Annotated in this window: 11 protein-coding genes; 7 read left to right on the top strand and 4 right to left on the bottom strand. The window is 59.4% G+C overall.

What is annotated here, in order from left to right:
- The first annotated feature begins 30 nt into the window (after nucleotides 1-30).
- The 4 genes from ACTJLB_RS09060 (at nucleotide 31) to ACTJLB_RS09075 (ending at nucleotide 2,929) form a co-directional block, all read left to right on the top strand.
- Nucleotides 31-852, top strand: a complete 822-nt coding sequence (locus ACTJLB_RS09060) for a hypothetical protein (RefSeq protein WP_440783068.1) — start codon at nucleotides 31-33, stop codon at nucleotides 850-852.
- The gene (locus ACTJLB_RS09065; RefSeq protein ID WP_440783069.1) at nucleotides 849-1,454 is read left to right on the top strand and encodes a hypothetical protein; all 606 of its coding nucleotides are present in this window, start codon (nucleotides 849-851) and stop codon (nucleotides 1,452-1,454) included. Before ACTJLB_RS09060 ends, ACTJLB_RS09065 begins: the two co-directional genes overlap by 4 nt.
- 57 nt (nucleotides 1,455-1,511) lie before the next feature.
- Nucleotides 1,512-2,405: a hypothetical protein gene (locus ACTJLB_RS09070; RefSeq protein ID WP_440783070.1), complete on the top strand. Its 894-nt coding sequence runs from the start codon at nucleotides 1,512-1,514 to the stop codon at nucleotides 2,403-2,405.
- Between the two features lie 197 nt (nucleotides 2,406-2,602).
- On the top strand, nucleotides 2,603-2,929 hold the full coding sequence (locus tag ACTJLB_RS09075) for a hypothetical protein (protein WP_440783072.1): 327 nt from the start codon (nucleotides 2,603-2,605) through the stop codon (nucleotides 2,927-2,929).
- A 126-nt stretch (nucleotides 2,930-3,055) separates the two neighbouring features.
- Here ACTJLB_RS09075 and ACTJLB_RS09080 read toward each other — a convergent pair whose 3' ends face one another.
- From ACTJLB_RS09080 to ACTJLB_RS09095, 4 genes are all read right to left on the bottom strand, one after another.
- Nucleotides 3,056-3,388 (bottom strand): hypothetical protein, encoded by a 333-nt coding sequence (locus tag ACTJLB_RS09080; RefSeq protein ID WP_440783073.1) that lies wholly within the window; start codon nucleotides 3,386-3,388, stop codon nucleotides 3,056-3,058.
- 129 nt (nucleotides 3,389-3,517) lie between these two features.
- On the bottom strand, nucleotides 3,518-6,673 hold the full coding sequence (locus tag ACTJLB_RS09085) for a hypothetical protein (RefSeq protein WP_440783074.1): 3,156 nt from the start codon (nucleotides 6,671-6,673) through the stop codon (nucleotides 3,518-3,520).
- Between the two features lie 21 nt (nucleotides 6,674-6,694).
- Nucleotides 6,695-7,201: a hypothetical protein gene (locus tag ACTJLB_RS09090; RefSeq protein WP_440783075.1), complete on the bottom strand. Its 507-nt coding sequence runs from the start codon at nucleotides 7,199-7,201 to the stop codon at nucleotides 6,695-6,697.
- 666 nt (nucleotides 7,202-7,867) lie between these two features.
- The gene (locus tag ACTJLB_RS09095) at nucleotides 7,868-8,497 is read right to left on the bottom strand and encodes a hypothetical protein (RefSeq protein ID WP_440783076.1); all 630 of its coding nucleotides are present in this window, start codon (nucleotides 8,495-8,497) and stop codon (nucleotides 7,868-7,870) included.
- 825 nt (nucleotides 8,498-9,322) lie between these two features.
- On the opposite strand from ACTJLB_RS09095, the gene ACTJLB_RS09100 reads away from it, so the two are divergent.
- The 3 genes from ACTJLB_RS09100 (at nucleotide 9,323) to ACTJLB_RS09110 (ending at nucleotide 12,007) form a co-directional block, all read left to right on the top strand.
- Nucleotides 9,323-10,669: a replication-relaxation family protein gene (locus ACTJLB_RS09100; RefSeq protein WP_440783078.1), complete on the top strand. Its 1,347-nt coding sequence runs from the start codon at nucleotides 9,323-9,325 to the stop codon at nucleotides 10,667-10,669.
- Nucleotides 10,670-10,728: 59 nt separating this feature from the next.
- Entirely contained in the window at nucleotides 10,729-11,055 is a 327-nt protein-coding gene (locus ACTJLB_RS09105; RefSeq protein ID WP_122830408.1) for a single-stranded DNA-binding protein, read from the top strand.
- Between the two features lie 445 nt (nucleotides 11,056-11,500).
- Nucleotides 11,501-12,007 (top strand): hypothetical protein, encoded by a 507-nt coding sequence (locus tag ACTJLB_RS09110; protein ID WP_440783079.1) that lies wholly within the window; start codon nucleotides 11,501-11,503, stop codon nucleotides 12,005-12,007.
- The last annotated feature ends 514 nt before the right edge of the window (nucleotides 12,008-12,521 follow it).

Raw genomic sequence — 12,521 nt, forward strand, 5'->3', positions numbered from 1 at the left:
TCCGATAGTTGCACGAGGCGCCGAGACCGCATGTTGACCGCAATATTGCAGGGCAAGCGTAGAGGCTCTGGGTTGGAGGGAGCGGCCCAGCAGCTTTCCAGTGCCACCGGTTCGGAGGACCTGCTGACCTCTCTTGTGTTCGAGCGGGTTTCATACCTCTCGGACGACGCGCTCTCAGCGTTCTGGACAACCCTGTTGCCAGAGGACGTCGACCCGTTCGGCAGAATCGAACGCATCGAGTTTTGGCCGCGCTTCGAACTCGAAGGACGGCTCGTAGAGCCGGACGTGCTTCTCGAGACAGAAAACGCATTGATTGTCGTCGAAGCGAAGCGTTGGGAACAAGTCGACATGCAGTATGCAGCACAAGCAGTTCAAGAGCTACTTGCCGTTGCTGCAGGCGAGCCACGAGCAGAGGAATTGCCCCTCGTCCTGCTTCTTGTCGGCGGCCGACAGGATACGTCGCCCGAATCGACGTCGGCGTTCGAAACGGTAGTGCAGGAACAACTTGTTGGCGAGCGGCTCTTCGCCGAAGCAACGATACGGGCTGTTAAATGGACGGACATGCTCAAGGCGTTCGGTGCGGTCGCACACTTGCATTCCGGCTATGAACGAATGCGCGACGATGTCGAATCCGGCCTGAGATTTCATGGACTCATCCGAGAGCCGGAGCTGCGTCTGCACGAGCTTCACGGTGCCAGTGTCAGCGTTGAAGCGTTTGAGTTTGCATTTACAGCCCCCCAACATGCCTGCTCTTCGTCAGCGACAGACCTGCAGACTGTTCGCGCCCACACACCAATCTTCGTCCTACCGCGGTTGAACATCAACTACGAGAGCTTCTCGTTTCACAAATGACATCACGCGATGAACTGGTTGACGTCTTGAAAGACGTACGCAAGGCCTATCGTCTTCTCGCGGACTACCAGTCCGCGCTCTTGACGCTCGTGAACGACATCGCCCGCGAGGTCGGGGCAAACTACTACACCGCGAACTACCCAAACTACCCACCACGAAGCTATAACGTGAACCCGTTCGGGAAACGGACGGGGAAGCATTTTCTCCCAATGCTCGGAGCGTCATACCTATTCCTAGCCGGAAGCAAGGATAATCCGGAGCCGGAGAACAATCCGGAAGCAGGTGACTTTCTGCTCGAATTCCGGCTGATATCCGACACGAATGAACTTGAGGGGCACACGCCCGCCCCAGCCGAGACCGCGGAGAGCCTGCTCTTCGTATATATCTTCCAGGCGCGTGAAACGCTTCCCCAAGGGACCAATTGGTATCACAAGATTTGGATGAACACCGATTACCCAACGTCCGACGGCGGATGGCATACGACGTCCTCCTTCGAATCCGTTCGCGTATCCCGGCTTACTGTCAACCTAGCTGAATTCGCTGACCCATCCGCTGCTCGTTCGGTCGCTCGCCGCATTCTCGACCACATAGAAACAAAATAACCATTGCCGTCAATCGGCGGACCGACGCCGCGTTTGCATATCGCTTGGAGAACCACGATGCATACTTGCAAGACCAGTGCGCGCCGCAAAGCGCTCAAGCCGATAACGCCATCAAACCAAACCCTCACGGCCGAGAGCTATGCACGGCTGCGCGACCGGGTACTTCAAAACACTGTCGCGCAAGACGAGCTCGCTCGTGCGGTCTCCAGTCTGCCCAGCGGACCGCTGAGCTTGAGCACTGCCTGGGACGCCTTCGGCTCAAAGCCCCTCTTCTCGAACATGGCGCTGACTACAGCCGGCCTCTATACGCAAGCATGGTCGGCAGGGCTGTTTCCGTCGATGGAAGAGTTCTTGTCGCCAGAGTGGAAGATGAGCTATTTGCCGCTTCAGAAAAGGGGTTGGCGTGCAGACGCATGCTTTCACTACAACCGCCTTACCGTCGATGAATTGCGTCGTAAGTTGAAGCGCGCGCGGTACCCGAGCGTGTCGGCGTCACGCCTTTACGCAATGCGAAGTGCGGCTCGCTGGCTCGACCAACGGTCGAAAGAAGCCGGTGCTGCCGAGTTCAAAATTGGCATAGACCTCGGAAGGTGTGCAGATGTCAAAGCCTTGCGACAGGAGATTGCCCCGTTGTGCTCCACCTTGGGCATCGGCTGGGGACAGACGACGGTGTTTCACGGCCTAGTCGACGCGGGCTTTGAGGTCATTAAGCCCGATATCCACACGACGCGCACTCTTGCCTATTTCAACGCGCTTACCAAAAGTGAGGCCGCATGCCGCAAAACGCGCAACTACCTTGCTTCGCCAAACGGTCCCGCGAATGTCGTCCATGCAGCCCGCGAACTGGCAGTCAAGGTCACCGCACTTCCTAGCAGCAACGGCAAAATCCATCGAGAGGTCGATATCGTCCTCCTCTATGCGAGCGCGCACGACGTCATGCTTTCGTTCTAACGGCTAAGTGGCGAGGGCGCCCCCGCAGCCCGAAATACCGCGAGACCTCGTCGGCCCAATGCCCCCGGTGCGCTCACAACGAGTAAGTCGTGGAAGAAGATAGACTCGCATTGGAGCCGTCGGCAGAAGCTCGAATCAATCGCCCCCTACTCACTGAATATCGCGAGCTTCTTTGGCAGGGCTGTCATTGCGCACCAATGGCGACCTCCTTTGCGGTGACTGTTCTGGCCGGCGTGGCCGCGCTCGCGGCAATCCTCTTCGAGGAGAAGAGCGACTCGCACGAGGAGAAGGCGACTTTGCTCACGCCGCTCTCCGAGGGTGCGCTCTACCTTCATGCTCATGAACTCGTGAATCCCTGCGCGGCCGCTGGAGCAGTACGCGATGCCGCTCTGGCACAGGGGCGCCTGCTGTACGTCATGGACTATGTCGCGTTGGAGCTCGAAGCGGAGGCAGAGCGCACGCGCGAGGTCGCCGAACGTCAGCAGAATGCGTGCAAGGCACTGCACGACATTTCCACCGCGTAGCCGAGCCGCTCTGAAGGAAGGGGTATCGCCTCGGGAGCGGATATCGCAGCGGGTTCGGACCTGCGAGTCCGCTGCCGTAAGCACTTCCGTCATCGGTTGAGGCGAAGATTTGACGGGCGCCTCTGACTATGGCGCTATCGACGGGTAGTGCCACCGTGCAATCGTATAAACTTGAGCAAACGCGCCCGCGAATTCGACGTCATCGTCTTCGGCGAGAGGCTGGCCTGGGACAACACCCTTCAGCGTGCACACTGGCTTTCCGTCGTCGCCGCTAAGCATCGCTCCGCCCATCGGCGTGACATACGTGCCGCTCCCGGGAAAGGGCGGCTGACCGTTCAACGTATCCTGCGTTTTCTTCCAGGTCCCGGTCACATTGCCGCCTATAAGCCTGACCTCCACGTAGAGCGTGCTGGGCACGCCATCGAAGTCATCAATACTCAGAATCAGGTCGGCTGCCATGGCCACTCCTTGCGGTGGTAGGGTTACGGCCCCAGACGCTGAAGTGCGCCTTCCGGGTCCAGGGTTTTTCGGTTACGCGCTCATACGCATCTACACCCGGGCCAGTCCCGCGAGCGCCCTTGGGCACATTTACTGAGACTTTTGTAATACGACCTTGGTCCGTCCGGTCCGCGTGGACAGCAACTCACTCGAAAAGGGAGATTGGCCGATTTCCTTGTCCCCGAGCGCTTCGAGGTTCAGGAGTCTCGGCGCGGCGGGGTCAACGTCGCCGAGCAGCTTAACGTTGCCGGGGGATGTCAGCATCATCCTGTCCATCAATGCATCGCGCAGCCGGAACAGCCCGCTCGCTGACGGCATGTAGGCGATTGTGTTCGCCCATACGGTAGTGACCGTCGGGAGCGGCACATAGAAGGACGTGCCATCCTGTTTCTTCAGCTTTAGGTGCCACCCGGTCTGGTAGATTGGCTTGCCATCCATTGTTGTCTGGACGACTGTCCCGTCCTTCTGTTTTGTTTGAGCATTCAGAAACACGAGTGGCGGCATATCCTTCGTGGTCTTGTCCCGCAGCGCATCCGTGATGAAGAAGCTGTCCGAGGAGCGCGTCGCGAAAGCATAAACCGGCCTGGTCACGCCATTCTCGGAAAGCCGCTTCGCGACCAGGTAACGAACGACGTTCCCGGCATAGGTGGCGTTGTTTTGCATCAGGTACTCCGTCGCAGCGTACCAGTACTTCTGCGGGAAGCCGTCCCGAATCACGTGGTCAACTTTGGCCGCGCCCGGGTTAAACCAGACCGCCATCGCGGCAGCCGCGGCCGGGTCTTTCTTCGGGTCGAATTCGTTAGGGTCTGTCGGCCATGCCGCGGTCTCGCCATACTTCGCCTGCTGAAGCACCTGCGTCGTCTCTTCGGTAACCAGTGAGCCCGCAGATATCGACTCCTGAGCCACGGCAACATTGACCACATTCATAAACGCAGCGGGCCATTCGGAGATGTACTGGTTTGCCTTTCTGTCTGACGGCATAGGCTGGACGCCGGTGGCCAGTTCAGTCTCCGTTAAAAGGACGGGGTTGTACTCGGGGCCTTTGATAAAGCTCGGCCAAGTGGACACGAACAGGATAATCTCGCCGACCTCCTGCACGTTCTCGGGCACCGCGGCCTGGGAAAGTGCGGCCTTATAGTCCATGTCACGCGGGCCGTTGTCGTTCGCGTTCCGGTTTGACAGTCGCAGTTTCTTGCAATCACCCTTGACTGCGGGCTGGTTGTGAGCATCGCAGTTCAAAGCCGACTCCGGTATTTCTCCCCGCGCACACGTCAACTCAGCTACGTTGATGTCCGAAAAATACCTGGCGCCCAGAGACGCCGCCCAGGTCAGCCGCTTCATGCAGTTCGGCATGCTCGGCATATCAGGAATACCGAGCAGATGGCGAGTGTGGGTCAGCATGTTCTGGTAATTGTCGGCGAGGGACTCGCTCCCTGGGTCGTTGGCGAGAAACACCGTGCTGAGAAAGTAAGCCCTTCCCTCTCTGCTTCGCTGTTTCACGTCCTTGACGTCATCAAGATAAGTCACGCAATCGTGATAGTTTCTCGCCCAGTCATCTCTCAGGAAATGCGTTCTTCTAGCGTTGTAGCTGGGAAAGACACCGTCATGCATCCACATCGAGTTGTCCTCGTCCGTATCCTGCGCCGTCGAGACGAAGTTTTCGCAGGCAGTAAAGCCCTCATGGGCTATGTCCTCTTCGAATTGAAGCGAGAAAAGTTCCAGCCGCTGCACCTCCTCGAGCTTACTGAGAATCGCTTGTGTGCTTGACTGTATCTGGCGAGACAGGTCGTCGAGCTTCATCAAGGTTTGACGCTGCAAAGAGACAACCTGGCCCAGTTGCTCGGAGACTCTGCTGAGTGCGGCCCCCGTCGGGTCCGTTTGCCCGCCGCCAATCAGGCCTGTTGCGCTCGATAGAGCCCCCATCCAGTTGCCTGTGGCTATGCTTGCTGCGACGTTGATGGCGGTCGACGCGGTGTCGATATTTTTGGACAGGTTGTACGTATCAATCGGAACCCCGAGCGAAGCCGCGAGCCTGCCAATCTGGCCTATCTTTGCGAGGTCTCCAATCGCCTGGTCACGCGCAGCGAGAACGTCGTCTGCTTTTCCGAGACTAACCTGAAGGCTCTTTTGCGCGTTTGCGCTCAGGTTCGAATACGCGCCGTCGTCCATGGCCTCGAGTTTCTCCCGAGGACTGAGTTGCCCCCAGATGGCAGTGTCGTCGGGGACGGCCACGGCGACGTCAGCGTTCGCGTGGGTATCGTCCGGTGTCCCGGGGTCGCTCAGCGCGTCCGCTTCATCGTGGAGCGCGGAGGAGAAGCTTTCGACAATGCTCTTTGCGCCGTCCTGGGCTTTGTCCTGATACGACAAGAGTTCCCTTCTGACATCCGTGACATCCGTTGCTGCCGTCGAGGTGTTCAGAAAAGCAGTCGCTCTACCCTCTTCTGCCGCAATGGAGTTTGACGTCCGTGCCGCCACATACCGCCCAATGGCATCCGATACCACCGTTGCGGGCGCATTGGCCAGGTCCTGCAAGTTTACCTGTGAAAGCGCCCCTGCTACCTCTGGCGGCAAATGGACATTGTTTGCCCCAAGGATGGTTTGTACGACTGCCTGCACGTTCTCGTTTGTCACCGACCCAGACGTGTAGCCGTCGACCGTCGGCGACGCCGCGTGAATCGCGGCAATCACAAGAAGGTCCTGAATCGCCTGCGTGTAATCCCTTTGCAGCTTGGGGGCCTGCTGCTGAAACTGGTCGGACGCCGCAATCGCAAGTGTGCCGGCCTGAATCCTCACCGTGGTCTCGGAGAGTCGTGGGATTGGGGAGCCGGGCTGGTCTACCAACATGCCCGCTGTGCCGAGTTCAGGCTTGATAGTTCTTGCCGCCGCCAGGCCGGTTTGCGCCTGAAACAGCTGATTGCGAATGTCCTGCATTCTCTGTGCAATGAGCTTCGCGACAACCTTCGGGTCTTGGTCTTGGTCCAGGGGGACGGGAGGGAGGTTTGCATTGCGCTTGTCGGCGAGGGCCGCCAAATCCTTCACCGACACGCCTCCCTTATTTTCATTAGTGGGCACCACACCGAATTCGAAACCGACAATCGACTGGATGACTGGTGACTCGCCGGGTACGCCTTGCTCCCGTAACGACGCAACCGCAGCTGATGTGGGGTCCGGCGGTACGGCCTGCGCATAGGCGCACACACCGGCCTGAGCCAACGCGACAACCAACGCCATCAGGAAAAGCTTCATTTTCAGCTCTCCGCGTCCGGCTCATTTCCCTTGGGCTGGAATTGGCGCGATGTTCGCGCATTTCGCCGCGTCACCGTAGGTCGCACAGAATTCCGCAAGCAACTTCTGAAGGTCGACGTCCAGGGTGTGGACCAATTGAGCGACGGGCACATCTCGCTTACACGCCGCGTCATAGTGAACACGCGCGTCCGTTTCACAGGCTTGCAGGAGCGGCGTGAAGACCTGAGGGAAATCTGTCACCGGTCGACGCGTGCAGGTGACCGTCTGCCCGGAGACCATCGGCGGATGCACGTCCGAGGTGTAGTACTGCGCGACCGAGGCGTACGCTCCGCCATTGCATCCGAAGCCAATTACCCATGGAAACGTATACTGCGGGGGATAGACACGGTCGAAGCATACCTTCGCAGCGTCTGCAATGCATCCTTGGTCGAACACTTGAAGCACTGGCGGATTTGCCTGCGCCTGCGCCCTCGCTAGCGCGGCGACCAGAAAAAGGCAACTTCCGAGCAAAAGGCGCTTCACTTTCATGTTCTTCTCCCGCCACGCCAACCACCGTCCAGGTGATTGGTCTCATGGTTGGCGAAGCGCAGGAAGTATGCAAGTCCTACATTTCTTGAATCGCTGGGGCGAACAGGTGAGGCAGTCTCGACCGCCGAAATCTTACGGGTTCATTGCAATAGAGATGGTTGCCAGTCCTACCAATGGCTCGATGCATAGATGGCCGCGCTTGAGTTCAAGGCCCCCCGGTTCTTTCGGTTCTCCGTGAACTACACGAAATGCGGATTTGCAGTGAGGATTGCCGGGTTGCCATGGCAGAGCAAATAACCGCGGGGGCTGCACTCGCTCTCTCAACCACTTCAGAGCGTGGCAACCTGCTCGGAATGCCAGAGGCCCGTCGACCGCGGCCAGCCTGACTATGCCCTCTATGTGGGCGAACCTAGGAACACTCAGGGCCCTGGCTGGCCTCAATGCGTATTCTGGGCGAGAAACGAGTCGCGGTGCCTTGCCGGGGGTGCCGGATTCCGGCGGACATAGCAGCAGGTCGGGAGCAAGCGATGAGCGCGGACGACGTCGCATCGGTCTCTGGCAGGCAAACGAAAGAGCTCCAAAATCAATCAGGCATCCACCTTTTGCCCGGGGTTAATGCCCACAAAAGGGACATGACTTTCCGGTGCTCCAAGATTTCCGCGTGGACTATCCACGTACTCTCGCCCACCCCTTTGCCTGCAGTGCTTTGAGCAGGCTGTCCCTCCCCGAATCCACAGCCTCCCCGATGCTTCGCCACCGCTTGTAGACATCTGTATCGCGCACGTTGCCAGCAGGCGCGGCACCATAGTGACCGCCCTTGACCGCAGCAGTCGCGGACGCCACCGCGGCAACGACCGCGTCGAGCGGGTCGCGCCGAACCTTTCCCGCGACGGCCAGCGTCTCGAGAGCCGCGCCGAGGGCGCTAACCTTTGCTGCGTCGATGCCACGGCCAGCCTCGGAAACCAGTCTGCTTGCGTCTCTGAGCAATCGCAGCGCCTCTTCAAGGCGCCAACGCGGGTCACGTTCCCGGTCTTCCAGCGCGCGGCGCGCCTCATCCGCGAGCCGCAGCGATTGCTCCGCGGCCCGCCGTGCGGGCACCACGACCTTATTCTCAACATACTCAATCTCGTCCGACGACAGTTTTGCGAGCAAGTCGGCAGGAATCTCTTGTGCGTCAATGGGCAGGCTCCCGACGAACTCCTGCTTCGAATAGCCGTGTGAATTGCCGTCGGCGCCCTTGCGAACATAGTGTGAGCGGTACAGCATAACGCGGCCCTTGCGTTTCTTTGTGTGCATTTTCGTAACTCCACGAGAGTAAGGGATGCACGGTATAGCGACGCGTGACAAAGCAGTTGCCATCCCGGAGTGCGTCTAAAACGCCCTCCTGCGTGCATAAGGGTGCCGCCCAATGGATACCGCTGCGTTCGAAAACGCGCGTCACCGGGACACGCTACGAGGGAACCCTTAGCATCGGTCAGTGCGTCAATCAGGAAACGCCCGGCCTGATGGCGCCGAACATGCGCACGTTGATGGACAAGCGGACGGACGGCGCGGCGTGCAGCCGCGCGCATCGATGAGAGTGGCGGTTGCGTGTACGGGTCACGGCGGCATTGTCAGTACAGATATGCGGAGACAGTTGCTCGCGGCCGGGACCGGCAAGGCGGGGCGAACCCCGCCGCCGGCCCAGCGCGTGCCGACCTTGGACATGCGTGCGAGCGCGACAGCGCGCGGCAAGGTATCGGCGCGGGGTCCCCGCGCTGCGTCGATGAGTGAGTTGATTTAGCAGCGAGGGGCAGCCGAGAACGCACGGCATGCCGAGAGAAGAGTTGGTGTCGCCGACCATGTGGGACGCGTGGCATTGAAAAAACGGTATGGGCGGCGGCGGGGTTCGCACCGGCGCAGCCGGTCGGAAAGAACAGTCGCTTTGTCGGACGTCGCGACGAAAACATCGGTGCTGCGCGCCCCAAGCGCGCAAGGCTGGACGAGGGGAAGAGACAGTTGCCCCTGCCCTCGCCCGGCCGGGCGGCGAATCCTCGACACCACCAACGTCGGCCAGGCGCACGTGGTGGGCAGCTTATTGGAGCACGTTAGCGCAGCGTTGCTACAGGAAGTACCGCCACCATGTTCGCCGACGATACAGGCGATGGAACGGCGGCTTCGAAAACGTCCACCTCCCGAAGTACATCAATGCGCTCAACACACGAAGTACCCAACGCTGTCTCCGACGACACCAACATCGGTATAGCGGAGACACGCCCGCCGGCCACCTCGGATACCACGGTCGAAAACGCCGTGACACCTTCTCGTGCATCGAGCGTCACGACGCCCGGAAACCATGAGACGCCGGTGGCCGTATCCACCGCAACATTCGACGGCACCACCAGGATGATTCCGGCCGCATCCACGGGACACACGACCCGAAAACCCGTGGCGCGCAAAATCGACCGTGGCCTAGTCGCCCTCATGCCGCCCAACGAACTCCGTCACGCCATCCGTTTTCGCGCCCTCTCGTTGGCAAATCGCTTTCGCGTCATTCGCACGATTGACGTTGCCATCGCGTGTTTTCCGGAACGCCCCTTCAAGGCGGCACTGTCGGCAGCGCAGCGCGCAATGAGGTCGATGACAAAGGAAAAACTGCTTCTCCGCTACCGCACCGACCGCTTCCAGCATGTGTACGGACTTACCGTGGCAGGCGCCCGGTGGCTCGATGACCAGGGGGTGGATGCAGCCCAGTCCGTGCGTCGTGTCGCCGACATGAGCAACCCTGAACATTCGCTGTGGATGCACTTCATCACGCTTGCGTGCGAAGCACGAGGCCAGACAGCGCAAACGGAATCAGAAGCGCTTCAGCGCCTGAACCGCGACCGCGCCGAAGGCGCCGCCGTGCGGCAAGGATTCGTCACGGCCTCCGCTGGCAGCAAAGAACGCGTTCTCCGCCCTGACGTCCTCTCCTACGAATCCGACGGCATGGCGTGGTATGAAATTGACCGCAGCAAGCGCGGTGCAGACCGTGAAGCCTCGCTGGTCGCCTTGGCGCGGCAAGTAGGAGGCAAACTGGCGACCGGCGACGTCCTACGCCGCGTCGTGGTTCACGCGAAAAACGAGCGCATCCTCCTGCGTGCCCTGGCGCTCTTGCGTGCGCTCGTCCAGGCATCAAACGAAGGTTCCCATGCCCCGGGCGACCGTGTATTCCGCGAAATCGAAGACGGTGTGTTCGAGGTCCGAGCAGACGTTGGACGGAAGCAAGCCGACGGGCGCATCAGCCTGGTCGAGCAGTGCGTCGGGCACGTCATCATCCAGCTGCTACCGACCCATTTGCCAAAAGTACGGCTCGACAACAAGAACAGGCATCCGCTGACCGGTTGGCTCGGCGAAAATTACCTGCCCTATCGACGTCCGGATGCTCTTGGACCATGGCCGCGCCCCACTTCGCCGCTGCACTCAACGCCCTCTGAGGGCACTTTGTAGGCGTCGCTATATGCACGGATGGGAGGTCGCTCCCATCTTCAATCGATTGAGGACATACGATGCAAGCATTTGGAAACGTGGCGACGGCGCCGGTCCGGAAGGAGACGAAGGCGAGCGGTCGAGGCTACTGGGAATTCCGCATGTGCGAAAGTCAGCGCGGTACTGACGCCGAACCCACATGGTACTCGTGCCGCGTGATGCGAGACGCCGACTTGGGCCTTGCGAAAGGAGATTTTGTAAAGGTCACGGGGAAACTCAAGGCAGACTACTATTTGTCGCGCGAAGGCAAGCCGACCGGCACATTGCTCATCATCGCCTTTGAAGCAGCGAAGATTGCGAAGCCGGCACCCCAGGCGGCCACAACAGAAACGGCGCAGAACGCCTAGACACGAATCGTTCAGTTCGGCCACCCTTTTGGGGTGGCTCTTTTTTGACACCGATGCCCCTTCAAGGTTTGGCAGTTGGCGCCGTAAACCTGCGTGTTGGCAAAGTGCCGAGCCTGTGGGCTTCGCGGAGGACGATACTGTTACCTACCCTTCAATTGCCGATGCCTTGGCTAGGATGGCAGAATTCGAATAGGCGTTAAACGAATGGTTGAGACGAGAGCCACGAACTCAGTGCGTGTCTCTTGTCCCCGACCTTTCTCCTGGAAACATACACGCAATGACGCTCTCACTCATTTGTGGCTCGCTCGTGAATTGAACGTCCTATCTGTTGTCTCCGGGAGATATTCGTGACGCTTCACAGGTGGTCGCTTTTCCCGACGTTCTTTTTTCTTGACCGCGTTATCGCCATACGCGTCAACGCACGCCGACTTAAGCACCAACGCTCATGGACCCCAAAAAGTTTGAAGAAGCATTGAGACCGTTGAAGCAGGAGCCGTTGCTCGGTTCCCCGCGTGAACCGGAACTCGCCGCCATGCTGGAAATGTTCTTTCCCGAATGCGAGGTCGGTGCCGATGGTTATCCAGCGTTCTTACCGGACGACAAAGAACAGCTGAATACACTCTTCGAGCGCTTCGGACTGCGCCTTCGCGTTGAGCACAACACATTGAACGTTCTGGTCGAAGCATACCAGTTCTGCACAATTTACATGGGCGACTTCGTCAACCGTGCAGTGCGTCGTCCCGACTCGTTCGAATACATGACGCGGGAGTGGCCCGATGTATGGAAGAACTACGCGCTTGCAATTGCGCGCGGGAAGCGGGACGACGCAAAAGCTCTGGCGACGAAACTGATGCCGCTCGCACCGGATTGTCCGTATCCTCCGCTTCTGCGTCCTTACCGCGATAATGGAATTGCTACACCCCACGTCACCAGGTCGCAGTCTCCCGAATAAAACGTGACGACGTGGAGGAGCCCGACCGTCGAGGTGCTCGCCAGCGTGGCCATCACTGGCATCAGGGCGGCGCACCAGGTAAACGGCCTCGCGACAGCGAGCCCTAATGAGATTTCGACGCTGCCCTCCGGTGCGCCGGCGCGGCACAGGTTGCTCGTGGACTGCCTTCCCCGCTAAAGCCGCGCCGCGGAGCTGCTCGCGCGCGAGCAGCGCCTCTTCGGGCATGACAAACGAAACGCATATTTCCGTCGGGCGCGGCATTTCGGGAAACTCCCCGCGTCGGCTGCCCTCGCCTTATCGAAAATTAGGCGACCGCCCGCAAATGCATCCGAGACCGGGATGTCGCCCACTCGCTGCGTGAAGCGGAAAGGCTTATGTTGTACAAAAATACAGGCTGTATGCCCGAACATGCTGTCTTGGCTACGCCTTGTAGGACAAGGGTTTCGTGGTACTGCACTTTTCGTAAAAAGTGCAGTACTGACACTAATTTGTTTTCTCAAATTCGTTGAGAAGT

Source organism: Paraburkholderia sp. 22098 (genome assembly GCF_052045935.1).
Taxonomy (GTDB): domain Bacteria; phylum Pseudomonadota; class Gammaproteobacteria; order Burkholderiales; family Burkholderiaceae; genus Paraburkholderia; species Paraburkholderia caledonica.

Coding starts and splice junctions, on each gene's coding strand:
- ACTJLB_RS09085 (WP_440783074.1), bottom strand. CDS start 6,673: ATGAAGCTTTTCCTGATGGCGTTGGTTGTCGCGTTGGCTCAGGCCGGT.
- ACTJLB_RS09070 (WP_440783070.1), top strand. CDS start 1,512: ATGCATACTTGCAAGACCAGTGCGCGCCGCAAAGCGCTCAAGCCGATA.
- ACTJLB_RS09075 (WP_440783072.1), top strand. CDS start 2,603: ATGGCGACCTCCTTTGCGGTGACTGTTCTGGCCGGCGTGGCCGCGCTC.
- ACTJLB_RS09105 (WP_122830408.1), top strand. CDS start 10,729: ATGCAAGCATTTGGAAACGTGGCGACGGCGCCGGTCCGGAAGGAGACG.
- ACTJLB_RS09090 (WP_440783075.1), bottom strand. CDS start 7,201: ATGAAAGTGAAGCGCCTTTTGCTCGGAAGTTGCCTTTTTCTGGTCGCC.
- ACTJLB_RS09110 (WP_440783079.1), top strand. CDS start 11,501: ATGGACCCCAAAAAGTTTGAAGAAGCATTGAGACCGTTGAAGCAGGAG.
- ACTJLB_RS09100 (WP_440783078.1), top strand. CDS start 9,323: ATGTTCGCCGACGATACAGGCGATGGAACGGCGGCTTCGAAAACGTCC.
- ACTJLB_RS09060 (WP_440783068.1), top strand. CDS start 31: ATGTTGACCGCAATATTGCAGGGCAAGCGTAGAGGCTCTGGGTTGGAG.
- ACTJLB_RS09080 (WP_440783073.1), bottom strand. CDS start 3,388: ATGGCAGCCGACCTGATTCTGAGTATTGATGACTTCGATGGCGTGCCC.
- ACTJLB_RS09095 (WP_440783076.1), bottom strand. CDS start 8,497: ATGCACACAAAGAAACGCAAGGGCCGCGTTATGCTGTACCGCTCACAC.
- ACTJLB_RS09065 (WP_440783069.1), top strand. CDS start 849: ATGACATCACGCGATGAACTGGTTGACGTCTTGAAAGACGTACGCAAG.